The sequence below is a fragment of the Pantoea sp. S61 genome, from assembly GCF_016625145.1.
In the GTDB taxonomy this organism is placed as follows: Bacteria; Pseudomonadota; Gammaproteobacteria; order Enterobacterales; family Enterobacteriaceae; genus Pantoea; species Pantoea rwandensis_B.
Map to the genome: position 1 here is coordinate 71,431 of NZ_JACVUO010000012.1, position 25,426 is coordinate 96,856.

The following is a 25,426-nucleotide window of genomic DNA, read 5'->3' on the forward strand; positions in this document are numbered from 1 at the left end:
GGGGAAATTCTTTGTAAATAGCATCGGCTGCCTGGCAGATAACTTGAATAGGGGGAATGAAAACAGTGAAGCGGGTCGCTATGACCCGCGAGTGTGGCTAGTGCTTAGGATGCCATTTGTCGTCATCGCCTTTGGCGTACTCATGCTTGACTGCTGCCCAGGCAACTTTGTGCGCAACCTGCTCACGTGATTCATCACCACGGCGGTCTTCTTCATCTTTATACTGATCCCAGGCGCTATTGAACGCCTTTTGATAAATGGTCTGAGCGTGATTTGGCAGGACATGGCGCACGCTGTCAGGCAATTCACGATTGGATGAATACGGCATGATTCCTCCTGATTTATGGATCCTATTAAGTCTGGAAGATAGCGGAAAAATTGCAAACATGTACTTTAGTTACACAAGGTTTTTTTAACCCCCAAAGCGCCAATAAACCGCATTCCAATTAGGTAAAAACAGGAATTATTTTATCCAAAGAGTGACATTACTATTTTTCAACAGCATGAAAATTAGATGTTATTGGTTGATAACACCTAATTTTGACCTGTTAGCATTAAAAACCTGACTAAGTAAAGTCGCGTAAAAAGCCTGAAACACAACTGTTGAAAAGTTACACTGCGCTGCGTCAGAAAAGTCATTATATTTATCAGGCACTGATCGCCTGTTTTGTTCTTTTTGCCGGAGAGGATGGTGAATGGCTACACATGAGAAAACCCGACATACCGAGTACTCACTGATTTTCCCGATTGTCGCGCTGACGGTGCTGAGCTTCTTTGGCGGTCAGACGGCATTATTGCCGGTTATCGGCATCAACCTGTTGGCGCTGGTCGCCATCCTTTGCAGTGCTTTCAGCGTGGTGCGTCATGCTGACGTGCTGGCACACCGCCTGGGTGAACCCTATGGCTCGCTGATTTTGAGCCTCTCCGTGGTGATTCTGGAGGTCAGTTTGATCTCCGCCTTGATGGCCACCGGTGATGCCGCACCTGCGCTAATGCGCGACACGCTCTACTCCATCATCATGATTGTGACCGGCGGACTGGTGGGCTTTGCGCTGCTGCTCGGCGGACGCAAATTCGCCACCCAATATGTCAATCTGGCGGGCGTAAAGCAGTACATGATTGCCATCTTCCCGCTGGCGATTCTGGTGCTGGTGTTTCCGAATGCGCTGCCAGGCGGTAACTTCACCACGGCTCAGGCGTTGATCATTGCCGCGATCTCCGCTGCGATGTACGGCGTGTTCCTGCTGATTCAGACCAAAACGCATCAGAGCCTGTTTGTTTATGAGCATGAGGATGACGGTGACGATGGCGACCCGCATCACGGTAAACCTTCCGCGCATAGCTCACTGTGGCACACGGTATGGTTGATCATTCATCTGATCGCCGTGATCAGCGTGACCAAGATGAACGCCAACACGCTGGAGCATCTGCTGACAGAACTCAATGCACCTGAGCAGTTCACCGGTTTCCTGGTGGCGTTGCTGATTCTGTCGCCGGAGGGGTTAGGGGCAATCAAAGCGGTGTTAATGAACCAGGTACAGCGCGCGATGAACCTGTTCTTTGGTTCGGTATTAGCCACCATCTCCCTGACGGTGCCGGCGGTGAGCATCATCGCTACCCTGACCGGTCAGCAGCTGATATTTGGTCTTGAGCCACCACATATGGTGATCATGAGTGCCGCGCTGATTTTGTGCCATATTTCGTTCTCAACCGGGCGTACCAATGTCCTGAATGGCGCCGCGCATCTGGCACTGTTCGCCGGCTATTTACTGACAATTATGCTGTAGCGTGCGACGCTCAGATTCAAAGCAAAAAAAGGCGCCCATCGGCGCCTTTCTTACATCTGGATAGCGCAATTAGTTGCTGGTATCCAGCTCCGGGAAGCTCTTCACCAGATCATCAATCGCTTTCATCTGCACCAGGAATGGCTCCAGCTTATCCAGCGGCAGCGCGGAGGGACCGTCGCATTTCGCGCTGTTCGGCTCTGGGTGCGCTTCAATAAACAGACCCGCGATACCCACCGCCATACCCGCGCGAGCCAGTTCAGCCACCTGTGCGCGACGTCCACCTGAAGCCGCGCCGAATGGATCGCGCGTCTGCAGAGCGTGGGTCACGTCGAAGATCACCGGGCTGTTGTTGGTGACGTTCTTCATCACGTTGAATCCCAGCATATCAACAACCAGGTTGTCGTAACCGAAGTTGCTGCCACGATCGCACAGGATCACTTTGTCGTTACCGCCTTCCGCGAATTTATCGACAATGTTACCCATCTGGCCTGGGCTAACGAACTGCGGTTTCTTAACGTTGATGACTGCACCGGTTTTCGCCATCGCTTCCACCAGATCGGTCTGACGCGCCAGGAACGCAGGCAGCTGAATCACATCAACGACATCCGCCACCGGCTGCGCCTGTGAAGCTTCATGCACATCAGTGATGATTTTCACGCCGAACGCCTGTTTCAGCTCCTGGAAAATCTTCATGCCCTCTTCCAGACCCGGACCACGGTAGGATTTGATGGAAGAGCGGTTAGCTTTGTCAAAAGAGGCTTTGAACACGTAAGGGATACCGAGTTTGTCGGTCACTTTTACATAGTGTTCGCAAATACGCATGGCGAGGTCGCGCGATTCCAGCACGTTCATGCCACCAAAGAGAACAAATGGCAGATCGTTTGCGACCTTGATATCGCCGATATTTACTACTTTCTGAGTCATGCCCTTTCCTTATTGTCGAGATGACGCTTAGTGCAGCGTCACCTGTTTCTGTTCAATTGCGTGAATCTGCACTTTAATCATTTCGCTGACCGGGTCTTCTGGACACTGTTCAACGAAGTAGGTCAAATCGGTCAGTGCGATATGTTCACACTCAAGCTGAGCGTAGATTAACCCCCGATCGCGGATTTCATAAGGGTCATCGGGATCAATTTGCAGCAGTACCTGGCTGACATTGAGCGCCAGTTCCATCTGCTTCTCTTCCATCAGCGCCGCTTTCAACGTATCCAGCATTTTACGCATCACGTTGATGGTTTTGGCTTCATCCAGATCATCATTGTAGAGCTTCGCGGTCGGGCTGATATTGCCCTTCAGCCACACTTCCAGCGTATGTGTATCCAGCGTTTCGCCGTTGAAAGGGTTGATCAACCACATTTCACCGTCCAGCCAGTCTGCACGCAGAATCAACTGGGTGGGGAAAATCACCGGGATCAGCGGCAGCTCCAGCTCGTCGGCGATGTGTAACAGAATCACCCCCAGCGATACGGCGGTGCCCTGTCGGCTCTTCAGCACTTTATCGATCCACAGCGCATCGGACAAATTGTAGACGCCGCTGGCGCCACCAAAGCCCCACTGGCGATAAAACAATTCAAGCAACTTGCCCAGTTGCAAGTCGGCATCCTGTTCGCTGCTGACGTATTCCCGTGCTTCTTCAACTAATGCCGCCAGCTGTTGCTGAACGGATGGCGCAGAAAAATCATTGCGTATGGCGCAGGTTGCGCCAATCACCGCTTCACTCAACGGTGTTTCACTGTAATCAACTAGCTCTGGCGAGGTCATACTATCCCCAATAACGGCATTTTGGTCATCGCCAGCTTAATCACAAACAGCAGTGCTACGATTGCAATTAGACAAGCGATCCAACGTGTCCCCATCTTGCGTGGGCGACGGCTCAATGCCACGGAACCTAAGGCGATGTAGATAATAACCCCTAACAGCTTCTCCGTCAGCCAGCTTCCTTGTGGTGAGAACGGATAAAAGTGTGTGATCACCACCAGCCACACGCCACTGAGCAGCAAAAAGGTGTCATTAATATGCGGCGCAATGCGTACCCAGCGGCGCTGAAGCATCGCTGAGCCGGTGGTTAACCAGTAAAAGCGCAGCAGAAACAAGCTGATCGTCAACGCTACCGTCAGCAGGTGAAAATGTTTAACCAGCGGATACCAGCTTGCCATGGTGCTTCCTCAAATCAAAAAAATTGCCCAAGTGTGACGCGCGGATTGCCGCCATAATCGTTAATGCTGCTGACCTGCTGGTACCCGTGCTGCGTCATGATCTCGCGCACCGCTTTATCCTGCTGCCAGCCGTGCTCCAGCAACAGCCAGCCGCCAGGCTGCAACCACTGCGGCGCAAGGTGAATAATCAAACGTAAATCGGCCAGCCCGGCCTCGTCGGCGACCAGTGCGCTGAGCGGTTCAAAGCGCACATCTCCCCGCTGCAGATGTTCATCGGCGGCGTCGATATAAGGAGGATTACTGACGATGACATCGAAACGCTGAGCGGGAATGTCATTAAACCAGTGGCTAAGCAGGAAACGTGCATTGCTGATGTGCAGCCGCTGAGCGTTCTCTTCGGCTAACGTTACAGCAGGTGGGATTCGATCACACCCAAGCACCTGGCAGTCAGGACGTTCGCTCGCCAGCGCTAACGCGATAGCACCCGTGCCGGTGCCAAGATCGAGTAAGGAGGATGCGGTTGCAGGTATGCGCAGTAGCGCCTGCTCCACCAGCACTTCGGTGTCCGGTCGTGGAATCAAGGTGGCATCATTAACGCGCAGCGGCAGCGACCAAAACTCACGTTCACCCACCAGATGCGCAATCGGTTCGCCGTTTACCCGACGCGCCAGAAGCGCATCGAGCTGGGCAAGCTGGGAGGCGTCCAGTTCGTGATCGTCAAACGCCACCAGCCAACTGCGTGATTTTCCCGTTACGAACCCCAGCAAAATCTCCGCATCCCGTTTAGGGCTGTCTCCGCCACAGAGCGCGACCACTGCGTGCTTGAGCCAGTGGCGAATCATCATCAATCCTGTCCAGCCAGCGCGGCCAGCTGATCGGCCTGATACTCCTGCACAATCGGCTCAATCAGCGTATCCAGCTTGCCTTCCATGGTTTCATCCAGGCGGTATAGCGTCAGGTTAATGCGGTGATCGGTCACTCGTCCCTGCGGGAAGTTGTAAGTGCGGTTGCGGTCGGAACGATCGCCACTGCCTAACAGGTTACGGCGGGTTGAGGCTTCTGCCGCATTACGCTTAGCGGTTTCGGCGGCATGAATACGCGCACCCAACACCGCCAGCGCTTTGGCTTTGTTTTTGTGCTGCGAACGTTCGTCCTGGCACTCCACCACAATACCAGTGGGTAAGTGGGTAATACGAATCGCCGAGTCGGTGGTGTTAACGTGCTGACCACCAGCCCCTGAAGAACGGAAGGTATCGATTTTCAGATCGCCCGCGTTGATTTCTGGCATTTCTGCTTCAGGCAATTCCGGCATCACCGCCACGGTACAGGCAGAGGTATGAATACGGCCCTGTGATTCGGTTTCCGGTACACGCTGAACGCGATGACCGCCGGATTCAAACTTCAGGCGACCATAAGCGCCTTCACCATTAATACGCGCGATCACCTCTTTATAGCCGCCGTGCTCACCTTCGTTGGCGCTGATCATCTCAACCTGCCAGCGGCGTGCTTCAGCATAACGGCTGTACATACGGAACAGATCGCCCGCGAAAATTGCCGCTTCGTCACCGCCGGTTCCGGCGCGCACTTCAACAAAGCAGGAACGTTCATCGTCAGGATCTTTCGGCAGCAGCAGCACCTGAAGCTGCTGCTCCAGACCTTCACGCTTCTCACGCGAGATTTTTAACTCTTCGTTAGCCATTTCGCGCATTTCAGGATCGTCGAGCATCATTTCAGCTGTTTCGATATCTTCCTGCACCTGCTGCCAGTCGCGGAAGCAACGGGTCACATCGGTCAACTGTGCATATTCGCGTGATAACGCGCGAAAACGTTCCTGATCGCCAATGACGCCGGCATCGCCCAGCAACGCTTCAACTTCTTCGTGGCGTTCCTGGAGGGCTTCCAGCTTGGCAACAATAGAGCTCTTCATGTAATAGAGGGTATCCCAGTGATAGGTCGTGACAGATCAGATTACTCTAAACCGAGGCTGTCACGTAAGATCTGCAGGCGTTCGCTGTCGCCATCGCGCGCGGCCTGCTGCAGTGATTTGGTTGGTGCATGAATAAGACGGTTGGTCAGCTTATGCGCTAACTCTTGCAAGACTTTCTCGGCATCCGCGCCCTGACGTAGCGCGGCAATCGCACGCTCCTGCAACTCGGCACGCACGTCGTCAGCCTGTGAGCGGTATTCGCGAATGGTGTCGCCCGCGCTTTGCGCACGCAGCCACGCCATAAATTCGCCACTTTCCTGTACAACAATGCTTTCGGCCTGGACGGCAGCGGCTTTGCGTTGTGCCATATTCTGCTCGATGATCGCTTGCAGATCATCGACGCTATACAAATAGGCGTTCGCCAGCTTGCCCACTTCAGGTTCGACATCACGTGGTACGGCGATATCCACCAGCAACATCGGCTGGTTGCGACGTGCTTTCAACGCGCGCTCCACCATGCCTTTGCCAATAATCGGCAGCGGGCTGGCGGTAGAAGAAATAATGATATCCGCATCGGCGAGGCGCGTTTCAATATCGCCCAACCCAATCACCTCGGCGCCCACTTCATCGGCCAGCAACTGCGCACGCTCGCGCGTGCGGTTGGCGATCATCAACTTCTGCACTTTATGTTCACGCAGATGACGCGCCACTAACTCGATGGTTTCCCCGGCGCCCACCAGCAACACATTTACCGTGCTGAGTGATTCGAAGATTTGACGCGCCAGAGAACAGGCGGCGAAGGCGACAGAGACCGCGCTGGCACCGATTTCAGTTTCGGTGCGAACACGTTTGGCGACGGAGAAGGTTTTCTGGAACATGCGTTCCAGCTCGCTGCTTAGCGCATGGTCACGCGAAGAATCAGCATGGGCCTTTTTAACCTGGCCGAGAATTTGCGGTTCGCCCAATACCAGCGAATCCAGACCGCTGGCCACGCGCATCAGATGGCTGACGGCGGCGTTGTCCTGATGCCAGTAAAGGCTGGCGCGGACATCCTCTTCACGCAGATCGTGATACTCGCACAACCAGCGCACCAGCCTCTCCTGCAAATCTGTCTGCTGCTCTACGCTGAGATAGAGTTCAGTACGATTACAGGTTGAGAGCACCACACCACTCTGAACCATCGGCTGAGATAGCAGGCTGTTCAGAGCCTGATCCAGCGTGTCTGGCAGAAACGCAACGCGTTCGCGCAGCGCAACAGGTGCGGTTTTGTGGTTGATTCCGAGAGCAAGCAGCGTCATGGTGATTCGGGTTGGGATGTCCCAATATTTGTCAGGGCTTTGTGAAGCGCATTCTACAAGATGCCACAGATCAAGAAAAGCCATACAAAGGCTATGACTGTAATAAGATTAAACTGATCGTGCGCAATTATCCTTACATCGGCATTGACGGCATAGTAATGGATGGTTAGCGTTAGTGGTTACGAAGTAAAAACGTGTCTGAGGAGACGACCACGTGATGCATTTGCCCCCGCGCAAGCTGTTGCGCCTTTTGCCCCTTGCCAGCGTATTGCTGGCTGCTTGTAGCATCAACAAACCACAAGGTCCTGGCCCCAGCACCACCTCACCGCAATGGCAGCAGCATCAACAAGCCGTTGAGAAAATAACCCAATATCAAACGCGTGGCGCCTTTGCTTATCTCTCTGACAAGCAAAAAGTTTATGCGCGCTTTAACTGGCAGCAAACTGCCGCCGATCGCTATCGTCTGTTATTAACCAATCCATTGGGCAGCACCGAGTTGCAACTTGATGCGCAGGGTTCGGTGGTGCAAATCGTCGATAACAAAGGCAAGCGCTATGTGAGCAATGACGCTGAGAAGATGATTTCACAGTTGACCGGCATGGATATCCCACTGGCGAATCTGCGTCAGTGGATGATGGGTCTGCCGGGTGATGCCACGGATTATCAGCTCAACAGCAGCTATCAGTTGCAGAGTGTGAATTACAGCCGTAATGGCCAGCAGTGGAAAGTGAACATCTCTGATTACGACAGCAAGGTCAATCCACCGCTGCCGGCCAACCTGGAACTGACCGAAGGTGGTCAGCGTATCAAACTGCGTATGGATAGCTGGACCACGCAATGATCACCACCTGGCCTGCTCCGGCAAAACTGAACCTGTTTCTCTACATTACCGGCCGTCGTGCTGACGGCTACCACAATCTGCAAACGCTGTTTCAGTTTCTTGATCACGGCGACACGCTGGAAATCACGCCTGATAGCAGCGGGAACATTACGCTGTTGACGCCTCTGGCGGGCGTTGCCGACGACGAGAACCTGATCGTGCGGGCGGCGCGGATGTTAAAACAGGCAGCGGCCGTTCGCGGTACGCTGCCCGAAAACGCGGGTGCGCAAATTGCGCTTGAGAAACGCCTGCCGATGGGTGGCGGTCTCGGTGGAGGCTCATCTGACGCCGCGACCGTGCTGGTGGCGCTCAACCATTTGTGGCAAACCGGTCTTAACGTGGATGAGTTAGCCACGCTGGGTATCAAGCTCGGTGCCGATGTTCCGGTGTTTGTGCGCGGTCACGCTGCCTTTGCTGAGGGGGTTGGCGAAGAGATTCAGCCCGCCGAACCGGAAGAAAAATGGTATCTGGTGGCGCATCCTGGCATCAGCATCGGCACGCCGGATATCTTTCGCGATCCTGACTTGACGCGCAATTCACCGATACGCACATTAGATGAACTGTTACAGCGTCCTTTTCACAATGATTGTGAAGCTGTGGCAAGAAAACGTTTTCGCGAGGTTGATGCGCTGCTTTCCTGGCTGCTAGAATACGCGCCGTCGCGCCTGACCGGGACGGGAGCTTGTGTGTTTGCTGAATTTAACACCGAGTCCGCTGCTCGTCAGGTGCTGGAGCTTGCCCCGAAATGGATTAACGGATTTGTGGCTCGCGGGCTTAATCACTCGCCGTTGCAACGTACCCTTTCCGGGCTCTAAGCGTTTGCGTGACAGTGCCACCCTGTTCCAGGCACTGCACGTGACGCATTAACACACCCGTATGAACGACTTCAAAAGCATTCGCCGGTTACTTTTGAAACGTTCATTCTCTGGACGCCAAGCCTGAGGTTCTTCTCGTGCCTGATATGAAGCTATTTGCTGGTAACGCCACCCCGGAACTAGCACAACGTATTGCCAACCGCCTTTACACTAGCCTCGGAGACGCCGCTGTCGGCCGTTTCAGTGATGGTGAAGTAAGTGTACAGATCAACGAAAATGTACGCGGTGGTGATATTTTCATCATCCAGTCCACCTGTGCCCCCACCAATGATAATCTGATGGAGCTGGTTGTGATGGTCGACGCGTTGCGTCGGGCTTCTGCTGGTCGTATTACTGCTGTTATCCCTTACTTTGGTTATGCCCGTCAGGACCGCCGCGTGCGTTCTGCTCGTGTGCCTATCACCGCCAAAGTGGTCGCCGATTTCCTCTCCAGCGTAGGTGTTGACCGTGTTCTGACGGTTGATCTGCACGCCGAACAGATTCAGGGCTTCTTCGATGTCCCGGTTGATAACGTGTTCGGTAGCCCAATCCTGCTGGAAGATATGCTGCAGATTGGCCTGGAAAACCCGATTGTGGTTTCTCCGGACATCGGCGGCGTCGTGCGTGCGCGTGCTATTGCTAAACTGCTCAATGACACTGACATGGCTATCATCGATAAACGTCGCCCGCGTGCGAACGTTTCTCAGGTGATGCACATCATCGGTGACGTGGCGGGTCGTGACTGTGTACTGGTCGACGATATGATCGACACCGGCGGTACGCTGTGCAAAGCAGCTGAAGCGTTGAAAGAGCGCGGTGCGAAACGTGTCTTCGCTTACGCGACTCACCCCATCTTCTCTGGCAACGCGGTGGAAAACCTGCGTAAGTCAGTGATCGATCAGGTTATCGTGTGCGATACCATTCCACTGTCAGACGAGATGAAAGCGTTGCCAATCGTGCGTACCTTAACGCTCTCTGGCATGCTGGCCGAAGCGATTCGCCGTATCAGTAACGAAGAGTCCATCTCCGCAATGTTCGAACATTAATACATTGCATGAAACCGGGCCCCGCGCCCGGTTTTTATTTCTGACCATCCGCTTCATTTACCGATTAAGCCGCTTTCTGCGCAGATATTTTCGCGATAAATTTCGTTAAAACTCGCTATTCTCCCTGCCTTACACTCTTTTCAAACGACATGCGATGCTTCGCTTTAGCGGGCCATTGATTAGTGGTATTTTCTCCACACTTTTTTCTGAGAACTCCGACCACTATGACTCTCGACATCTACACGCTGTTTGTTTGCGAGCTCTATGTGCTGGGGTTTTTGAGCATTATTTTGGTGTTCGCCTGGGTAGGTGCACAGTACGATCGCGTGCTGGGGTTCACTACGCTGGCGCTCACATTGACCCTGATGGCGGTCTTCCTCAGCAGTCTGCGCAGTGCTGGCTTTGTTTTTCTCCCTATTGCAGTCGGCAACGTGGTGATGCTGCTGGCCTACGGCAATCTGCTCAATGCTTTTCGTGCTTTCTGCAATAAACCCTTAGGCTTCAGCTGGTTAGCAGGTGCACTGTTATGGGCCATTCTTTGCACGTTCCCACAGTTTTATGCCAGTCAGCCTAAACGCGTTTTAGTGCTGTGCCTGCTGTGCATCATATACACTGGCGCACTGATAAGGTTGTTATGGCAATCGCGCGATGCCCTGCAAGTGACTTTTTGGCCCGCGCAGATGTTGCTGTGGATCCATCTGTTGTTTCACGTGGCGCGTATTTTCCTGGATGACGCCATCGCTACGCCAGTGCGCGGCGCAATAGCAGGCTCGAGTTTTTCGGTTTATGTGATTCTGGAGTCCATTCTGTTTGTGATTGGCCTGACTTTTACCATTCTGGCGATGGTCAACGAACGCACGCAGATAGCTCACAAACGCGCTTCGCTTCACGATCCCCTGACCAGCGTCTGGAATCGTCGCGCCCTGTTCGAGCAAGCCGACAGATTAGTGTTACGCAACACGCGTAATCCGCAACCCCTGGTTTACTCGGCCGTGCTGTTTGATCTCGACCATTTCAAAGGCATCAACGATCGTTACGGCCATCTGCAGGGTGACCGCGTATTGATCGATTTTTGTCAGGTGGTGCAGGCGTTATTACCCGCAGAGGGTCACTTCGCCCGTTTAGGTGGCGAAGAGTTTGCGGCGATTTTACCCGGCGATAGTGAAGCTGCGGAACGTGTGTGTGAGCGAATCCGACTGGCCACGCAGCTCTCACAGCCTAACGATGTTTGCTACACGGTGAGTATTGGCTATGCCACCGCTCATCATCGCGATCACACCTTCCCAATTTTACTCGGGCTGGCAGATGAAGCGTTGTATCGTGCCAAAGCCAGTGGCCGTAACCGCGTCGAGCGTTATTTCATGCAGTTACAGCCTATGCAGGAAGCGGCTCTCTCTTAATGTGAGGAGTGATCGCGGCGGCAGCGTTTGTCACCGTAATGGCGCAACCAGAAGTAACGGTCTTCAACACGCTCACGTCCACTGACACGCGCGCCGACCAGCCACAGCAGTGCCCCGACAAAGATACTGAACATGGCACCATGGGCAAGGAATTGCGGCAGGTTTAACGCAGGCAGCTGATTAATAATGGAATAGCCGACGCCTAACACCATCGTCAGTAAACCTAAACACATCAGGCCATTACCTAAATAGCGGCATTGTTGACGTTTCATGATTCACCCCCATCCTTATGAAAAAGCAAAACAGCACGTATGGTTAACTTGTCATAAGTTTAGGCAATGACCGCAGGTTAAGTTGCGGACAGGATCACACATCCTTCACAATCTCTGACATTTCTTTACGGCCAGAGGCTTGATTTCGATAGAAATTGATAAGTCACTCAGAGGTATCATCTGTGCTCAGCACCCTTTGTCATCGCCGCTTGCAGGCAGTAAACTATCGCCCTTTCCGCAGCAAGACAGGATAAACATCGTGAGCAGCATTAAACTGATTGTGGGGCTGGCCAATCCCGGCGCTGAATACGCCGCAACGCGTCATAACGCGGGTGCCTGGTATGTGGATTTGCTGGCCGAAAGACATAATCAGTCGTTAAAAGAAGAGCCAAAATTTTTCGGCTATACCGCGCGCCTGTCACTGGCGGGTGAAGATGTGCGCCTGTTGGTGCCCACCACCTTTATGAATCTCAGCGGCAAAGCGGTGGGCGCGATGGCGACGTTTTATCGCATCGCAACGGAAGAGATTTTAGTGGCACACGATGAACTGGATCTGCCTCCGGGCATCGCCAAATTTAAACAGGGCGGTGGTCACGGCGGACACAACGGTCTGAAAGACATCATCAGTAAACTGGGCAATAACAACAATTTCCATCGCCTGCGGGTTGGCATCGGCCATCCCGGCGATCGTAATAAAGTCACCGGCTTCGTGCTGGGTAAACCCCCAGCCAGCGAGCAAAAGCTGATTGATGATGCCGTGGAAGAAGCGGTGCGCTGTACTGAGTTGTGGCTGAAAGAAGACAAAATCAAGGCGATGAACCGCCTGCATGCGTTCAAGGCTGGCTAAGGCCAATTCCCGCGCCGCAGAAGGCAATTCTGTGTATAATGCGCGAAATTTTTTGAATCTGTCGGCGCTGCCAGCCAGTGCCGCACACTCAGTGAGAAAGGTAATCAGACCATGGGATTTAAATGCGGTATTGTGGGCCTGCCGAACGTCGGTAAATCCACCCTGTTCAACGCGCTGACCAAAGCGGGTATCGAAGCAGCCAACTTTCCGTTCTGCACCATCGAGCCTAACACCGGTGTGGTGCCAATGCCCGATCTGCGCCTCGATCAGCTGAGCGAAATCGTTAAGCCGCAGCGTGTTGTGCCGACCACCATGGAGTTCGTCGATATCGCCGGTCTGGTGAAAGGCGCATCCAAAGGTGAAGGTCTGGGTAATCAGTTCCTGACCAACATCCGTGAAACCGAAGCTATCGGCCACGTAGTGCGTTGCTTCGAGAACGACAATATTATTCACGTTTCCGGCAAAGTGAACCCGGCGGAAGATATTGACGTCATCAACACCGAGCTGGCGCTGTCCGATCTGGATACCTGTGAACGTGCCATTCAGCGTTGCCAGAAGAAAGCCAAAGGCGGCGACAAAGATGCTAAAGCTGAACTGGCTGCATTAGAGAAGTGCCTGCCGCACCTGTCCGAAGCTGGCATGTTGCGCGCGCTGAAACTGGATGCAGACGAGAAAGCGGCCATCCGCTACCTGAGCTTCCTGACCCTGAAGCCAACCATGTATATCGCCAACGTGAACGAAGACGGTTTTGAAAACAACCCGTACCTCGATCAAGTGCGTGCGATTGCGGAAGCTGAAGGTTCAGTGGTGGTGCCAGTGTGCGCAGCCGTTGAATCCGACATTGCTGAGCTGGATGACGAAGAGCGTGACGAGTTCATGGCGGAGTTGGGTCTGGAAGAGCCGGGTCTGAACCGCGTGATCCGTGCGGGTTATGCCCTGCTCAACCTGCAAACTTACTTCACCGCTGGCGTGAAAGAAGTACGTGCCTGGACCATCCCTGTGGGTGCCACCGCGCCGCAGGCTGCCGGTAAAATTCACACCGACTTCGAGAAAGGCTTTATCCGCGCACAAACCATCGCGTTTGATGACTTTGTTACCTACAAAGGTGAGCAAGGCGCGAAAGAAGCCGGCAAGATGCGCTCGGAAGGTAAAGAGTACATCGTGAAAGATGGCGACGTGATGAACTTCCTGTTCAACGTCTAAATGAGTTTTGTTGTCTCATGAGGTTTCGCTTAATCTCATGATGTTCACGAAACCCTATTAAATCCACGCATTTGCGTGGATTTTTCATTTCATAGCGTCTCATATGATTTCAATGGGTTATACCTCGAAGTCAGCCCTGACGGTAAAAAGGCGTGGCATTATCGATTCATTTTCCGTTTAAGATGACGCAACAGCACTCGCCCTTCCGGCATAAATTCTGTTCCGTAACGAACGACGCCGATGTCTTTCAACTCGGCATCAATGGCGTAGCGTAGCTCACCGGGAATACTTTGTTCCAGCAGCACTACGTTAATGCTCTTGAGACGTGGTTCATATTCAAGCAGCACTCTGGTGAGTGTATTTAGAAGTTGATGCGCGGTGCCGGGCATGCCTTGCAAAATACGCGTCATGTCGGGTAGGCCGAATTCAGGGATGTGTGAGAGAGATCCTGCGCGAGTGTTGAGAATGCGCTGCATATTGTCGAGTACCGAAAGAATGACTTGATCTTCCTCTGTAATAGACTCTACTGATAATTCCCCAGAAAAATTACCAAATAAGCATTCATATAAGGAGGGAAATTGATTGTTCATTTTAATATAACCAAGCTCTCTTCAAATCTATTTAAAGACACTTCCATTATCGTCTCGTTTCACAAGAGACCAACATGCATAATGTTTTTTGCCATCAGTATCTTCGAACTCAGGCATTCTCTGACCTTCGTTAGCTTGAAAGTATTGAGTCACTCCATTAACCGTCGCTGCCCATTGCCCTGCATAAATTGCGATATTGCCACTCCAGCAGGTATATCGTATAGACGCATCTAATTGAAGACCTTCCTCGACATCTAATAATGCGCTGGCTTCATCGAAGCGTTCATACCCTTTTTTTAGTTGATTCTTCTTCAAATTGCAGGTTTTCATACTCAGAATAGAAATGAAAAGAACGCTGAATATTCAGACGAATAGGTTTTATTATCTGATTAACTTTAACAAGCAAAGGTGGTAAAGCTTCGCTGTTTACTTCGCCTAATGCAGGCGGGAGTTCTCCGGCCTTAATTATAATTCCGCTCTCATATGGCAGAACATCAACACCGTTCGTATTTTGCACAGATTTTTCAACTCTGTGCCTACCACCAAGCTTATCAAGCCAATGCTGTCCAAGCATGGTGTACCAGCATGCGTCTTTTATTCCTATTACGGCCCCTCCACCTTCAAGAGTACCTAAAGAATCAACCATAACACCAGGAAAGCGCTGGGCCAGGGCATACTCATAAGGAAACATTCTTTCTCGAGCATAGGGCAATACGAATGAAATCCCTGCATAACCGCTCTCAACGTTAAAAGTATTGCATATCCACACCAGCCAATTTTCGTAATTTTCCCTGCCTGATGGTTCATTCAATATTGAAAGTGGAAACGTTAGCTTTATGACCGATCGGTCACTTTCGTTGTGAAAGATCCGGCTTCCCATGATCAGAATATTGTATTCAGGTGCCAAATAGGATTCTGACGCTGAACTGATTACCCACGAAAATATTTCTTCCGGCTCTGATTCCAAAATATTTTTCCGTTGTTTAGCAAAGTTTTTTCTGATAATGACACCCATTTATAATTCGATAAAGTACTTTTTAAGTATAGTCGAAATTCAGTATAAAAACGTTCAGCACACTCCACCATTTTGCGACGAACCTCTGGCATATGGCCATCTTTAAAAAAACAGTGATGATTAAACCAAGATTTACAGCTGGACTGCCATCCTTATATTTTACAGATGCTTCAGATAACCACTTTTCAATGTAGTCCAGTTCATAATTTTTCATATTCATACTTTTTCCTGTTCAGCCTGTCACAAGCGCAGCAGTGCCCGCACCTGTACCTAAAATAGTAGCCAGAGTTCCCCAGCACTTATTGCCAGACGAACGATAAGTATAAACGCACCAATTAGCGCCTCGGAAATACCCAAGGTAACGACAAGCACTCCGATCCCTACCGCTACCAAAATCACGCCAATAACTCTCGCCACGTCGGTTAATACCTGCACCTAGTCAACTATTCTGAAACACACTTATCGGATGTTTTTTTTAGTTCAACAGAATCAATACCTTCATTGGTTGGAAAAAAAAGCTCTCTTTTATTTAACGTGGAGAATGACATATCACCATAAATTAAACTAGAACTTACCCCATAATAAAATGGCGGCTTATAAACCTCATGCCCGCACGAATCATAAACAGCGAAGAAATAACCATTGTCATCAAACGCCTCATAGATTGAGTATATAGAAACTGGAATGTATTTATATATAACAACCTCATATTTTTTGTCTGGGCTTAGCATCCTGTACTTTTCATTGAAATCACCGTAAAAAAATGATGATGGGGAGAAAAAGAACAAAGTAACGACTAATACGAAAAGAAAGCGCCATATGTATTTACAATTAATAGCTTTCACAATTCAATCATCCTATCTTTAGGGAAAGGTTCCATCCAGAGCACATCGGATAGAACAATAAAATCCCCACCTGAATTATGTTTTTTTGCCAGATTCTAAAGTCTTCATTAAAAACAGGTACAAAACCTGAGAAATCCCTTATCAACTCACCCCACAAACTTGATGCGTATGAGCTAAGATAAAATGCGGATTCAGTTTTATCCAAAATCCTATTTTCACTCCAAATACCTAAAGGCTCTGATATTGAACCCTCATCAACAAAGTCATAGGTATCCTTCAAATAAAAACCAATCCTTTCAACATTGAAATTGTCTTTAGATTCAGTGAGTGAAGTAAAGCCTTGCACACAGACTTTCAATGTGCCATTACCCATTGCACCATACCATCCATCGACGGTGTCGAATTTACTCCCGATTCTTAGAATGTTTACTTGGGCTTCGGCATCAAGTTTTTTAACACAATTAACATAACCAATCTTTATGCACTGTTTTTTTATAATCGCCAATTTTAGCAAGCTTCTCTTTTAGCTCGCCCCTTCCCCTTGAACTATTCCAAGTCATTCTTAGCTTCTCAATACCTTCCTGTACTCGTTTGTATGAACTGGCCCATGACATTTTGACAATATCTACATTTATCCTTTGCGAATCAATTAACTCTGGACTTTCATTTAAAAGGTCTCGCTTTATTTTTTCCGTAAATTCAAATGCGGGACTAATACTGAACCAATGGCGCATTAGCTTCGCCGCTGTATGCCAATTCATTTTATCCATAGCGTCTGGAATCATGTCTATATGAAAAAAGTCAACTTCATACGCGATTTCCCCAAACAATGTCGGCTTGCTGCCAGAGCGGAAGCTTACGACTCATTAGTGGAGTTTCATTTTTATAACGACTCAGGGCTATTTCATGTGCCTTTACATATGCAATTATCGCGTCACGCGTCTCTGCATAATGCTCAGGTGAGGTAAAACGTTCCAGCAATTAGCATTCTTGCGGGTGTAAAATCGCCATCATTTATCCTTAGGTTCGTACCAGTTATGAGTATTTTCAAGGCGAGTGAGACCTAAGTAAGGATATTCAGGATCATTTTCAACATCCCCGTATCCCCATCCGGTTTTTTGGCGTGGGCTGGTGTATTCTTTTTTCAATTGTGAAGGCTCAATAGCCATCTGATTATAAAATCTTTAGTGGGTATCGACTTAAGATTTTTATTACATAATTTCAGCGATACACTACACTGCACCTGCTCGCTTCAGCCTGAATAGACTGATAACACATTTAGATTCGTCAATATAAAAAACTTTAAATCGAAAAACATTTAAGTAATCATAAATGAATTAAGACTTAATTACACAAGCGGCTATCGGATAGGAGCAATGAATCAACGCCATCATTAGTCGGGAACATTAGTTCATTTTCACTATAAAATTTGAAACCACCATAAACCACGGCCTCATCCATTCCAAATGAAAAATTCGGCTTGTAGATCTCACGCCCACACTTATCATACACAACAAAATAATACCCTTCTCCTTCAATTACTTTGTATAGCGAATAAATTGTAAATGGGTTGAGCTTATATACTTTCACCTTATATGATTCATTAGGACTGTTAGCTTGAAAAATATAATTATTAATCATATCTAACAGTGAAGTGGGGAATAAAGAAAAAACACACACAACAATAATGATGATGAACTTCATCAGCGAGCTTGATTTTTTTAATTTCATAATTCTATCAATTTATCCTTCATATGGGGTTCATCCAATACACATCGGATAGTATGATAAAATCCGCACCAGTGTTATGTCTTTCCTGCCAAGACCTGAAATCCGAGTTAAACACTGGGACGAACCCCGAAAACTGACGAACAAGCAAACCAAAAAGATCTGAAGCATATGAATTCATGTATAGTATCGACTCTGCCTTATTTAGAATCCTATCCCGACTCCAAATACCTAAAGGCTCAGACATTCTCCCTTCATCAACAAAATCATAGGTATCTTTAAGATAAAATCCAACAGATACAACGTTAAAAAAATATCGCCCGTCAACTTGTGAGGTTGTACCTCTTACGCATACCTTTAATGTACTGTTACCCATAGCACCATACCAACCATCAACTGTGTCAATTTTCTTTCCTATCCCTAGGATATTGATTTGCGCATCGGCATCAAGTTTTTCTATGTCGTCAGTATATCCCAGCGATAATTCTTTAGATCTAAAATCCCCTTTCTTTTTAACTGATATAACAATCGCTCTTTTCCTTTCAAGCTATTCCAAGTTTTCATTAGTGAGTCAATTCCTTTTGTCACTTGATGATAATTCATTGCCCAACTCATTTTCACAATATCTACATTTATCTTCTTAGAATTAATTAGGTAAGCATCGGTTGATAAAAGAAGATTTTTTTCATCCTTAGTAAAGGAATGTGCAGGCTCCATACTAAACCAATGATTCATCAGTCTTGAGGCCGTATGCCATACCATTTTTCTCATGGCATTTGGAATCATATCGATATGGAAAAAAATCCTCTTTAACTATTTTTAATTTTTTATCCATATCAATTGATGACTTAGTGTTTTCCATGGCCATTATCTAATTCCTGCTTTAGTTTGAAATACATAGTTCAGAGTAATAATCTCTTCATTATTTGTATGAATATCACTGGTCATCGAGTTACATGATTTACCATATACAACTCAAGTCTCAGTAGTGACACACCATGCAAAATCAATCACTTGGGAATTAGCATTAATATCTACCACCTTAAAGCAGCATGAATGTAATCCGCAGGCCAAAACTGGTAACACTGATTGCATTGAACTTAGCTTGGTTTGCATTTCTCGAGGAACCGCCTTATACGTCTTTCTGGTCCGCCGCAAATACCGCGCCTCAGTGCCGTATTCAATCTTCCCGTCTTCCAGCTTCAGATAACTCCCGCCGCCAGTCAGCACGATGCGTTTTTTGCCCGCGAACAGAATGTCCGACTCCGCGCTCATGCTCAGCTTCTTCGCGGCCACCAGCTTCATCTTCGCGTTCTGCGCCTGCACCGTCAGCGCACCCTGCCCGGCAATCACGCTCAGCTTTCCTGCTCTCGCGAACAGCCCAGCCTTTTGCCCCGCCAGCAAATTAATGCTGCCCGTCGCGCCCGCGCTGATGTCGCCGCCCGCATTCACCGCCACGTTCTTCGCAGCCGCCATCTGCAAACGCTCGCCGCTGCTGAACGCCATGCCTTCCGGCGCGGAGAAATGGATGAGCTCATTCAGCGGTTTCAGCCGCTCGCTGAACATCCGCCGCTGGCTGCCGATGTCCGCGCATAGCGCTTCCGCCTGCGTTGCCGCCAGATTCAGCTGCTCCATCTGCTGTAGCGCAATGTCGATTTCGCGCAGCACCGTCGTCCTATCCAGCACCTCGCCGACGGCTTTCTGCTGCCCGTCGGCACAGACGAACAGCCCTTTCGCCACACGTATCACGCCGTATTCGTCGGTGCGCAGCTCAAAGCCGCAGCCGCGCGGCTTCTCCTGCGCGTTGATGATGTAACCCTGATTGAGCTGGGTTTTGCCGTATTCGGTGGAGGTAGCGATGTGCTCTTCGCCGCGTCTGTCCTCCATGCGCATCAGGTTATTCGCCGGAGTGCACAGAATGTTCTGGCTGCGGTTGTCGCGGTTCACCACGTCGGGATGTTCGGAGTCGTGAAACGCATGCGCGATATAAGGACGATCCGGGTCGCCGCCGTCAAACGCGATGCCCACTTCGGTGCCCTGCACCAGCGGCGCGTGCAGGCCGTAATTCGCGCCCGCATACGGTTTTGCTAATCGCACCCACAAGTAGCTGCAGCCGGATTCGCTGAACTCGCGGTCAACGTCGAGCTTCACGCGGTAGCGCCCGCTTTCGTCCAGCCACGCGTAGATGTCTTTTTCATCGCGGCTTTCCACCCGCGCCGGATGTGTGCCGGACACTTCCGGACGCGCGATTTCATCCGGGCGGAAGCAGAACTGTTCGCTGTACGGCAATCAGATCAAACAGCGGCGGGAAACTTTGCGCAGGCTCGTCATGCTGATAGCCAGGAATGGCATCGACATCATGATCCAGCGAAAACGTCATAATGCTGCCCGCAAAACGCGCCAGCTCCGCCCAAACCTGTTCAGGATGGCGCGCCGGAAAACGCTCGAATTCGGTCAGCACGCGCGCATGAGAATTCAGCGCATTGAGCAGCCAGAACAGTGATACATCCGCTACAGCAAAATCCGCCAGGCGTTCGTTGCTTTCGCGACGCATCGCCATCAAACGCTGACGGCGGGATCGTAACTGACGATTCAGGAGCACCAATCGTTCGCGCAGTGCCGCGCTGGATGAAAACAACGCCAGCGGCGGAATGAAGGCGTGATCAATGCGCCAGCCGCCTTGCCCATCGGCAACCAGGCGACACAGCGGACAGGTTTCCCACGCATCATTGTTCTCATGCTGATAGCGCAGCGAAAGGTTGAAGCGCGCTACCGCAATCGACTCTTCCTCTGGGCCAAAAGCGTCCTGCACGTTCACCCATTCCTGGCGGAAACGCTGCGGTCGCTCTGGCGTGGCTTCGGTTTCACAGACATTGCCGCCGCCTGATTGCATCAGCGGTAGCGCCAGCAACAACGTAATGCTGTCTTTGCCCGCTAATGCATCCGCGCGCAAATCACGCGGCGCAGGCGCGACGTCACTCTGCTGTGTATCAACCAACGTGCCGTCGGGCAGCCAGAGACGCAGTTTTTGCACCAGCGCACGACCGGAAGAGAGCTGCGCCTCGTCAAGTTCAACCTGCTCGACGCCCCAGGGGAACGGTGAAGTCAGCGCGGCCAATCCCGCATTGGTGAAGGATTCCCACGCTGACTGTTGCTGGAACTGCTGAGGGGACAGCAAAGCCCCCTCGTTCCAAAGTGGACGATAAATTTTCATCCCTGATGGCCGCCTTACGCCTTCGCCTTCGGCATCTGCGACACCAGCGACAGGTTCACGTCCATGCCTTCCACCTGGAAGTGCGGTACCGCAAACAGGCGCACTTTGAAGAAGCCCGGGTTGTCTTCGATGTCTTCCACCACCACTTTCGCGTCGCGCAGCGGGTGCGAAGCCTGCAGCTCGTCGCCCGGATCGGTCATTTCAGTCACCAGACCGCGCACCCAGGTGTTCAGCTCCAGCTCCAGCAGACGACGATCCTTAGTGGTACCGATGTTTTCGCGCTGGATCAGCTTCAGGTAGTGCGCGATGCGCGACAGCAGGAAGATGTATGGCAGGCGAGCGTTGATGCGGCTGTTGGCGGTGGCTTCCGGCGTGTCGTACAGCGCGGCTTTCTGCGTGGAGTTAGCCGAGAAGAAGCAGGCGTAATCACGGTTTTTGTAGTATGACAGCGGGATGAAGCCGAGGTTGGCGAACTCAAACTCGCGGGTTTCCGGGATCATCACTTCAGACGGGATTTTCACCTGGTTGCCGGTGCCGAGGTCATACAGATGGATTGGCAGGTCTTCCACCGCGCCGCCCGCTTGTGGGCCACGGATCTGCACGCACCAGCCGTTGTTGATGAAGCTTTTCACCATGTTGGCGGCGAAGGCGAACGAAGCGTTGGTCCACAGATACTTGTCGTGATCCGGGCCTTTCACCTCTTCGACGTAGTTGAAACTGCGCACCGGCACGGTGTCCGGACCGTAAGGCAGACGACCCAGAACGCGCGGCATGGTCAGGCCAATGTAGCGTGAATCATCGGTGTCGCGGAACGATTTCCACTTGATGTATTCAGCGCGGTCGAAGTAGTTGCCGATGTCTTTGATCGCCGCGACGTCTTCCATCGAATCTTTCAGGAAGAACGCCGGGCCCGCCGAGCCGATGAACGGCATGTGCGCTGAGGCTGCCACTTTGGAGATGTTACGCAGCAGCGCCACGTCCTGCGCCGAGGCATCAAATTCATAGGCTGAAATCACCGCACCAATGGGCTCGCCACCCGGCGTGTCGTACTCGGCGACGTACGTCTGTAGGTACAGACCGCTCTGAATGATTTCCGGCGCATCTTCAAAGTCCTGGCGCAGGTCCTCTTTCGACACATCCAGCACTTCCAGTTTCACGTTCTGACGGAAGTCGGTTTTATCCACCAGCGACTTCTGGCCACGCCATACCGACTCCACCTGCTGAAACGCATCGTGGTGCATGACGGCATCCAGCTGACGGCTTATCTGGTAGTCCAGCTCTGCGATGTGATGATCCAGCAGGTGCTTGTCGAGTTTGTCCACTTTCGCGCCGCTGATTTTCAGGCGCGCGAGGAATACCTGCATCGCGGCGGTCACGCGCTCATCGGCAGACGCATCAGACATCGCCTGGCTGTCCTGCCAGACGTTCAGATCACTCAGGCGCGATACGGGGCTCAGGTTGATTTTATCGAACAGGGAGGCGTATACGCCCTCTGCCGCCGGGCGCTCCAGCACGGTGGTGTCACCGGCAGACATTTTTTCATTCTGAACTGACATCAGCATTGTCTCTCGTTTAGTCCGTTAAAAGGGTTCAGCCGTTGTCGCAGGCCAGGGCAGACAGCTCGGTGCGCAGCTCAGCGCTGAGCGCAGGGTCTTTCAGGATAGTTTCCAGCTCTTTGCGGAAGGTCACGTTGTCGAGCAGGTTGGATTTGAGGTCGCGCAGGAGATTACGCATGGCGAGCATGGCCTTGAGCTGCGGGATCTGACGGGCAACCTGTTCCGGCTCAAAGTCCTTCATGCTGCTGAACGTCAGATTCACGGCCTGTTCGCTGCCGTCGGCGGCGAGCGTGTCCGGCACGTTCAGATTCAGGGAAGGGGAAAAGTCGGCCAGCACGCTGTCGAAGTTGTTTTTATTGACGTTGACTTTTTCACGCTCGGACAGCACGCGGGTTTCCTGACCGTTGCTGAAGTCACCGGTGACCAGCAGCTTCAGCGGAAGTTCGGTTTTCTTCTGCGCCGTCCCGGTGTGCAGGTCGAGCCGGAGGTTAATACGTGCTTTAGGGATTTCATTTTGATAAGAATTGCTCATATTTACTCCTGTAAAAATGGCGAAAGAAAGTACGCATAGGCACACCTTCCCTGTGGATGCTGCGCGGATAGTAAGGTATGTTATTTCAGAAAAGCAACAACCTGGCACGATCTTTGACGACTGATTTAGTTGAGAAAATTCCTATAATTTGGCTTTAAGTCATTGAAATAACATTGCGAAAAATGGGATTGATCTGAAATATTTTTTTATTTCAGCCATTAGAACGAGAGGACTAAAACCGAAGAAAATCCTAAAAAGGTAAAATATATCTGACCATTTTCTGCTAGGGATTATTTTGAAGAGAAATCACCGCTCACGCTGGACGCTGGCCGAGCTGAGATGGGTTGAAAAGCACTATGGTGTTACGCCGACGAAGGAGATTGCCCGCAAACTGGGAAGAACACCCAGCGCCATTAACGCAGCAGCGATGGGACTGGGGGTTTCTGCGGATGCCAGCACTCTGTGGAGCGAAGAGGAAATGGACGTGCTGCGTAACGAGTATGCCAGAGGCGAAGGCATCCGCCTTGTGATGTCGCTACTCCCCGGCAGAACGCGCATCACCATCTTTCAGAAAGCCAGAATGATGGGCATCACCAGTGCCCGAAGCTGGAGCGATGAAGAGTGCCGGGTGCTGGCTGAACATTATCCGCAGTTGGGCACCAAAGTCGCTGGAATGATTGGCAGGACTGCAGAAGCCGTGAAGATTAAAGCCTGTGAAATGGGCATTGGTGTGGCGGGTTTAACCAAGGCGCGCAAGTGGAGCGAGGAAGAAATTTCATTGCTAATCATAAATCTCGATAAATCTCCAGCAGAGATAAGGTTGTTGTTTCCGAACCGAACGTCCAAATCTGTCGATAAGGTCCGGTTCAAATATCTATCTTCACGTCGATGATTTAATCCCGATGGATTAAGCACCGCAAAAAAATCCACGCCTGCCGTGGATTTTTTATTTCTCATTGAGTAAATTCTTCCGCATCGCGCTCGCGTAGCGTCACTCTCACTTTGCTTACGTCGCTGGCCTATTCCACCGTCACCGCCCGCTTTTCCGCATGAATGCCCCCTTCTGACAGCCCTGATCCAGAGTGTGAGCCCGCTCATGAAATTGGCTCATGCAGCTTTGAAATTTAATCACTATCAATCGCTGAGGGACTCTGGCATAAAATTCGCATTGTTATTGACTTAAGACAATGTGAAATCTTCCGCAGGTGATAAGCCGCAGTATCAGGTTTAACAACTTAAAGTCGGAAAGGTTTTGCAGCAGAAATCAGGATACCCGAGCATCATGAGCAACGATTTTGCATTTTCAATTAAGAGCAGCGTTTTCGATGAGCACTACAACCCCTCTGAGAATACGCGTATCACCACGAACTTCGCTAACCTGGCACGAGGAACCAACCGCCAGCAGAATTTGCGCAATGCCTTAATGATGATGAACAACCGTTTCAACTCTCTGGCGCACGCGGATAACCCAAAAGGCGATCGTTATGCCGTTGAGCTGGAAATCATTTCTGCGGAAATTGATATTGAAGGCAATGGTAAAACCTTCCCGGTTATTGAGATCCTGAAAACCAATATTGTTGATCGCAAAACTCAGCAGCGTACCGACGGCATCGTAGGCAATAACTTCTCCTCTTACGTGCGTGATTACGATTTTAGCGTGCGTCTGCTGGCGGCCAATAACAACCAATCCGGTTTCAGCCTGCCGGAAGGTTTCGGCGATCTGCACGGCAATATCTTTAAAAGCTTCGTTAACTCGGCGGCTTATCAGGAGCGCTTTAATAAAAAGCCGGTGATCTGCCTGAGCGTGTCGAGCAAAAATACCTATCACCGCACTGACTATCAGCATCCGGTGTTGGGCTTTGAATATCAGCAAGATGAACTGTCCCTCACCGACCACTATTTCGGCAAAATGGGCTTGCAGGCGCGCTATTTCATGCCTGAAAACAGCGTCGCGCCATTAGCCTTCTATTTCACCGGTGACTTGCTGAATGATTACACGGATCTGGAACTGATCGGCACCATCAGCACCATGGAGACGTTCCAGAAGATTTACCGCCCAGAGATTTACAATGCCAACTCTGCCGCAGGCCAGTGCTATCAGCCAAGCCTGACGCATGGCGACCATTCATTAACGCGCATTGTTTACGATCGAGAAGAACGCAGCCAGTTGGCAATTGAGCAGGGGAAGTTTACGGAAGAGCACTTCATCAAACCCTATCAAGAGATTCTTGAGCAGTGGTCTGCACAATACGTTCTTTGATTAAGCCAAAATAAAA

26 protein-coding genes and 6 pseudogenes are annotated in these 25,426 nt (G+C 50.8%); 9 read left to right on the plus strand and 23 right to left on the minus strand.

Annotated features, from left to right (window positions below):
• Nucleotides 1-97 precede the first annotated feature (97 nt).
• Nucleotides 98-328, minus strand: a complete 231-nt coding sequence (gene chaB / locus IAE30_RS20125) for a putative cation transport regulator ChaB (RefSeq protein ID WP_038646446.1) — start codon at nucleotides 326-328, stop codon at nucleotides 98-100.
• A gap of 367 nt (nucleotides 329-695) precedes the next feature.
• On the opposite strand from chaB, the gene chaA reads away from it, so the two are divergent.
• Nucleotides 696-1,787, plus strand: coding sequence for a sodium-potassium/proton antiporter ChaA (gene chaA, locus IAE30_RS20130; protein WP_038646443.1), 1,092 nt, complete (start codon nucleotides 696-698; stop codon nucleotides 1,785-1,787).
• A gap of 69 nt (nucleotides 1,788-1,856) precedes the next feature.
• Here the strand turns inward: chaA and kdsA are convergent, their stop codons facing one another.
• Genes kdsA through hemA form a run of 6 tightly spaced genes read right to left on the minus strand, consistent with a single transcriptional unit; the run spans nucleotide 1,857 to nucleotide 7,168 of the window.
• Nucleotides 1,857-2,711, minus strand: a complete 855-nt coding sequence (gene kdsA / locus IAE30_RS20135) for a 3-deoxy-8-phosphooctulonate synthase (protein WP_038646441.1) — start codon at nucleotides 2,709-2,711, stop codon at nucleotides 1,857-1,859.
• A gap of 27 nt (nucleotides 2,712-2,738) precedes the next feature.
• Nucleotides 2,739-3,548, minus strand: coding sequence for an invasion regulator SirB1 (gene sirB1 / locus IAE30_RS20140; protein ID WP_034824266.1), 810 nt, complete (start codon nucleotides 3,546-3,548; stop codon nucleotides 2,739-2,741).
• On the minus strand, nucleotides 3,545-3,943 hold the full coding sequence (locus tag IAE30_RS20145) for a SirB2 family protein (RefSeq protein WP_034824269.1): 399 nt from the start codon (nucleotides 3,941-3,943) through the stop codon (nucleotides 3,545-3,547). The genes sirB1 and IAE30_RS20145 overlap by 4 nt, the downstream gene beginning before the upstream one ends.
• 14 nt (nucleotides 3,944-3,957) lie before the next feature.
• Nucleotides 3,958-4,788 (minus strand): peptide chain release factor N(5)-glutamine methyltransferase, encoded by an 831-nt coding sequence (gene prmC, locus IAE30_RS20150; RefSeq protein WP_200680822.1) that lies wholly within the window; start codon nucleotides 4,786-4,788, stop codon nucleotides 3,958-3,960.
• Entirely contained in the window at nucleotides 4,788-5,870 is a 1,083-nt protein-coding gene (gene prfA, locus IAE30_RS20155) for a peptide chain release factor 1 (RefSeq protein ID WP_200680823.1), read from the minus strand. Before prfA ends, prmC begins: the two co-directional genes overlap by 1 nt.
• Nucleotides 5,871-5,911: 41 nt before the next feature.
• The gene (gene hemA, locus IAE30_RS20160; RefSeq protein WP_038646436.1) at nucleotides 5,912-7,168 is read right to left on the minus strand and encodes a glutamyl-tRNA reductase; all 1,257 of its coding nucleotides are present in this window, start codon (nucleotides 7,166-7,168) and stop codon (nucleotides 5,912-5,914) included.
• A gap of 217 nt (nucleotides 7,169-7,385) precedes the next feature.
• Here hemA and lolB point away from each other — a divergent pair, with 217 nt between their 5' ends.
• The 4 genes from lolB (at nucleotide 7,386) to IAE30_RS20180 (ending at nucleotide 11,348) form a co-directional block, all read left to right on the plus strand.
• Entirely contained in the window at nucleotides 7,386-8,009 is a 624-nt protein-coding gene (gene lolB, locus IAE30_RS20165) for a lipoprotein insertase outer membrane protein LolB (RefSeq protein WP_034824277.1), read from the plus strand.
• A complete protein-coding gene (gene ispE, locus IAE30_RS20170; RefSeq protein WP_200680895.1) occupies nucleotides 8,009-8,863 on the plus strand; it encodes a 4-(cytidine 5'-diphospho)-2-C-methyl-D-erythritol kinase in 855 nt (284 codons plus the stop codon). The genes lolB and ispE overlap by 1 nt, the downstream gene beginning before the upstream one ends.
• A 137-nt stretch (nucleotides 8,864-9,000) precedes the next feature.
• Nucleotides 9,001-9,948: a ribose-phosphate diphosphokinase gene (gene prs, locus IAE30_RS20175; protein WP_034824282.1), complete on the plus strand. Its 948-nt coding sequence runs from the start codon at nucleotides 9,001-9,003 to the stop codon at nucleotides 9,946-9,948.
• A 224-nt stretch (nucleotides 9,949-10,172) separates the two neighbouring features.
• Nucleotides 10,173-11,348: a GGDEF domain-containing protein gene (locus tag IAE30_RS20180; RefSeq protein WP_200680824.1), complete on the plus strand. Its 1,176-nt coding sequence runs from the start codon at nucleotides 10,173-10,175 to the stop codon at nucleotides 11,346-11,348.
• On the opposite strand, the gene ychH is transcribed toward IAE30_RS20180, so the two are convergent.
• On the minus strand, nucleotides 11,345-11,620 hold the full coding sequence (ychH, locus tag IAE30_RS20185) for a stress-induced protein YchH (protein WP_045816019.1): 276 nt from the start codon (nucleotides 11,618-11,620) through the stop codon (nucleotides 11,345-11,347). The two genes, IAE30_RS20180 and ychH, sit on opposite strands and share 4 nt — an antisense overlap.
• Nucleotides 11,621-11,879: 259 nt before the next feature.
• On the opposite strand from ychH, the gene pth reads away from it, so the two are divergent.
• Complete coding sequence (gene pth / locus IAE30_RS20190; protein ID WP_200680825.1) at nucleotides 11,880-12,467, plus strand: aminoacyl-tRNA hydrolase; 588 nt, start codon at nucleotides 11,880-11,882, stop codon at nucleotides 12,465-12,467.
• A gap of 111 nt (nucleotides 12,468-12,578) precedes the next feature.
• Entirely contained in the window at nucleotides 12,579-13,670 is a 1,092-nt protein-coding gene (gene ychF, locus IAE30_RS20195) for a redox-regulated ATPase YchF (RefSeq protein ID WP_034824290.1), read from the plus strand.
• 158 nt (nucleotides 13,671-13,828) lie between these two features.
• On the opposite strand, the gene tssE is transcribed toward ychF, so the two are convergent.
• From tssE to tssB, 15 genes and pseudogenes are all read right to left on the minus strand, one after another.
• On the minus strand, nucleotides 13,829-14,260 hold the full coding sequence (gene tssE, locus IAE30_RS20200) for a type VI secretion system baseplate subunit TssE (protein WP_200680826.1): 432 nt from the start codon (nucleotides 14,258-14,260) through the stop codon (nucleotides 13,829-13,831).
• A 27-nt stretch (nucleotides 14,261-14,287) separates the two neighbouring features.
• Nucleotides 14,288-15,495: pseudogene (locus tag IAE30_RS20205) on the minus strand (DUF3396 domain-containing protein).
• A 12-nt stretch (nucleotides 15,496-15,507) separates the two neighbouring features.
• Nucleotides 15,508-15,710: pseudogene (locus IAE30_RS30065) on the minus strand (VRR-NUC domain-containing protein); the annotation flags it as partial.
• An 8-nt stretch (nucleotides 15,711-15,718) separates the two neighbouring features.
• A complete protein-coding gene (locus IAE30_RS20210; protein WP_200680827.1) occupies nucleotides 15,719-16,120 on the minus strand; it encodes a DUF6201 family protein in 402 nt (133 codons plus the stop codon).
• Nucleotides 16,117-16,634, minus strand: a pseudogene (locus IAE30_RS30440) (DUF6402 family protein). The gene IAE30_RS20210 and the pseudogene IAE30_RS30440 overlap by 4 nt, the downstream one beginning before the upstream one ends.
• Nucleotides 16,582-16,890 carry a DUF6402 family protein gene (locus IAE30_RS30445; protein WP_370585627.1) on the minus strand — a complete coding sequence of 103 codons (309 nt, stop codon included), beginning with the start codon at nucleotides 16,888-16,890 and terminating at the stop codon, nucleotides 16,582-16,584. Before IAE30_RS30445 ends, IAE30_RS30440 begins: the two are co-directional and overlap by 53 nt.
• 40 nt (nucleotides 16,891-16,930) lie before the next feature.
• A pseudogene (locus IAE30_RS30075) lies at nucleotides 16,931-17,101 on the minus strand (type VI secretion protein ImpA); the annotation flags it as partial.
• A gap of 29 nt (nucleotides 17,102-17,130) precedes the next feature.
• Nucleotides 17,131-17,289, minus strand: a complete 159-nt coding sequence (locus IAE30_RS20220; RefSeq protein ID WP_200680828.1) for a hypothetical protein — start codon at nucleotides 17,287-17,289, stop codon at nucleotides 17,131-17,133.
• A gap of 175 nt (nucleotides 17,290-17,464) precedes the next feature.
• Nucleotides 17,465-17,851 carry a hypothetical protein gene (locus IAE30_RS20225; protein ID WP_200680829.1) on the minus strand — a complete coding sequence of 129 codons (387 nt, stop codon included), beginning with the start codon at nucleotides 17,849-17,851 and terminating at the stop codon, nucleotides 17,465-17,467.
• Nucleotides 17,852-17,870: 19 nt separating this feature from the next.
• A pseudogene (locus tag IAE30_RS30450) lies at nucleotides 17,871-18,634 on the minus strand (DUF6402 family protein).
• Nucleotides 18,567-18,716, minus strand: coding sequence for a hypothetical protein (locus tag IAE30_RS30090; RefSeq protein WP_234472823.1), 150 nt, complete (start codon nucleotides 18,714-18,716; stop codon nucleotides 18,567-18,569). Before IAE30_RS30090 ends, IAE30_RS30450 begins: the two are co-directional and overlap by 68 nt.
• Before the next feature lie 107 nt (nucleotides 18,717-18,823).
• Complete coding sequence (gene vgrG, locus IAE30_RS20235; RefSeq protein WP_200680830.1) at nucleotides 18,824-20,137, minus strand: type VI secretion system Vgr family protein; 1,314 nt, start codon at nucleotides 20,135-20,137, stop codon at nucleotides 18,824-18,826.
• Nucleotides 20,109-21,062: pseudogene (gene tssK, locus IAE30_RS20240) on the minus strand (type VI secretion system baseplate subunit TssK); the annotation flags it as partial. The pseudogene tssK and the gene vgrG, both read right to left, overlap by 29 nt.
• 14 nt (nucleotides 21,063-21,076) lie before the next feature.
• Nucleotides 21,077-22,624: a type VI secretion system contractile sheath large subunit gene (tssC, locus tag IAE30_RS20245; RefSeq protein ID WP_200680831.1), complete on the minus strand. Its 1,548-nt coding sequence runs from the start codon at nucleotides 22,622-22,624 to the stop codon at nucleotides 21,077-21,079.
• 28 nt (nucleotides 22,625-22,652) lie between these two features.
• Complete coding sequence (gene tssB, locus IAE30_RS20250) at nucleotides 22,653-23,150, minus strand: type VI secretion system contractile sheath small subunit (protein ID WP_200680832.1); 498 nt, start codon at nucleotides 23,148-23,150, stop codon at nucleotides 22,653-22,655.
• A 295-nt stretch (nucleotides 23,151-23,445) separates the two neighbouring features.
• On the opposite strand from tssB, the gene IAE30_RS20255 reads away from it, so the two are divergent.
• Nucleotides 23,446-24,042 (plus strand): hypothetical protein, encoded by a 597-nt coding sequence (locus IAE30_RS20255; RefSeq protein WP_200680833.1) that lies wholly within the window; start codon nucleotides 23,446-23,448, stop codon nucleotides 24,040-24,042.
• 390 nt (nucleotides 24,043-24,432) lie between these two features.
• On the plus strand, nucleotides 24,433-25,410 hold the full coding sequence (locus tag IAE30_RS20260; protein ID WP_045832951.1) for a DUF1852 domain-containing protein: 978 nt from the start codon (nucleotides 24,433-24,435) through the stop codon (nucleotides 25,408-25,410).
• The last annotated feature ends 16 nt before the right edge of the window (nucleotides 25,411-25,426 follow it).

What these genes read in the sequence shown, in the direction of transcription:
- tssE (WP_200680826.1), bottom strand. Translation starts at nt 14,260, where the DNA reads ATGAACAATCAATTTCCCTCCTTATATGAATGCTTATTTGGTAATTTT.
- IAE30_RS20260 (WP_045832951.1), top strand. Translation starts at nt 24,433, where the DNA reads ATGAGCAACGATTTTGCATTTTCAATTAAGAGCAGCGTTTTCGATGAG.
- hemA (WP_038646436.1), bottom strand. Translation starts at nt 7,168, where the DNA reads ATGACGCTGCTTGCTCTCGGAATCAACCACAAAACCGCACCTGTTGCG.
- sirB1 (WP_034824266.1), bottom strand. Translation starts at nt 3,548, where the DNA reads ATGACCTCGCCAGAGCTAGTTGATTACAGTGAAACACCGTTGAGTGAA.
- kdsA (WP_038646441.1), bottom strand. Translation starts at nt 2,711, where the DNA reads ATGACTCAGAAAGTAGTAAATATCGGCGATATCAAGGTCGCAAACGAT.
- tssC (WP_200680831.1), bottom strand. Translation starts at nt 22,624, where the DNA reads ATGCTGATGTCAGTTCAGAATGAAAAAATGTCTGCCGGTGACACCACC.
- ychF (WP_034824290.1), top strand. Translation starts at nt 12,579, where the DNA reads ATGGGATTTAAATGCGGTATTGTGGGCCTGCCGAACGTCGGTAAATCC.
- ychH (WP_045816019.1), bottom strand. Translation starts at nt 11,620, where the DNA reads ATGAAACGTCAACAATGCCGCTATTTAGGTAATGGCCTGATGTGTTTA.
- chaA (WP_038646443.1), top strand. Translation starts at nt 696, where the DNA reads ATGGCTACACATGAGAAAACCCGACATACCGAGTACTCACTGATTTTC.
- chaB (WP_038646446.1), bottom strand. Translation starts at nt 328, where the DNA reads ATGCCGTATTCATCCAATCGTGAATTGCCTGACAGCGTGCGCCATGTC.
- IAE30_RS30445 (WP_370585627.1), bottom strand. Translation starts at nt 16,890, where the DNA reads ATGGATAAAATGAATTGGCATACAGCGGCGAAGCTAATGCGCCATTGG.
- lolB (WP_034824277.1), top strand. Translation starts at nt 7,386, where the DNA reads ATGCATTTGCCCCCGCGCAAGCTGTTGCGCCTTTTGCCCCTTGCCAGC.
- IAE30_RS30090 (WP_234472823.1), bottom strand. Translation starts at nt 18,716, where the DNA reads ATGGCCATGGAAAACACTAAGTCATCAATTGATATGGATAAAAAATTA.
- prmC (WP_200680822.1), bottom strand. Translation starts at nt 4,788, where the DNA reads ATGATGATTCGCCACTGGCTCAAGCACGCAGTGGTCGCGCTCTGTGGC.
- prfA (WP_200680823.1), bottom strand. Translation starts at nt 5,870, where the DNA reads ATGAAGAGCTCTATTGTTGCCAAGCTGGAAGCCCTCCAGGAACGCCAC.
- IAE30_RS20180 (WP_200680824.1), top strand. Translation starts at nt 10,173, where the DNA reads ATGACTCTCGACATCTACACGCTGTTTGTTTGCGAGCTCTATGTGCTG.
- IAE30_RS20145 (WP_034824269.1), bottom strand. Translation starts at nt 3,943, where the DNA reads ATGGCAAGCTGGTATCCGCTGGTTAAACATTTTCACCTGCTGACGGTA.
- IAE30_RS20220 (WP_200680828.1), bottom strand. Translation starts at nt 17,289, where the DNA reads ATGGCTATTGAGCCTTCACAATTGAAAAAAGAATACACCAGCCCACGC.
- tssB (WP_200680832.1), bottom strand. Translation starts at nt 23,150, where the DNA reads ATGAGCAATTCTTATCAAAATGAAATCCCTAAAGCACGTATTAACCTC.
- IAE30_RS20225 (WP_200680829.1), bottom strand. Translation starts at nt 17,851, where the DNA reads ATGAAATTAAAAAAATCAAGCTCGCTGATGAAGTTCATCATCATTATT.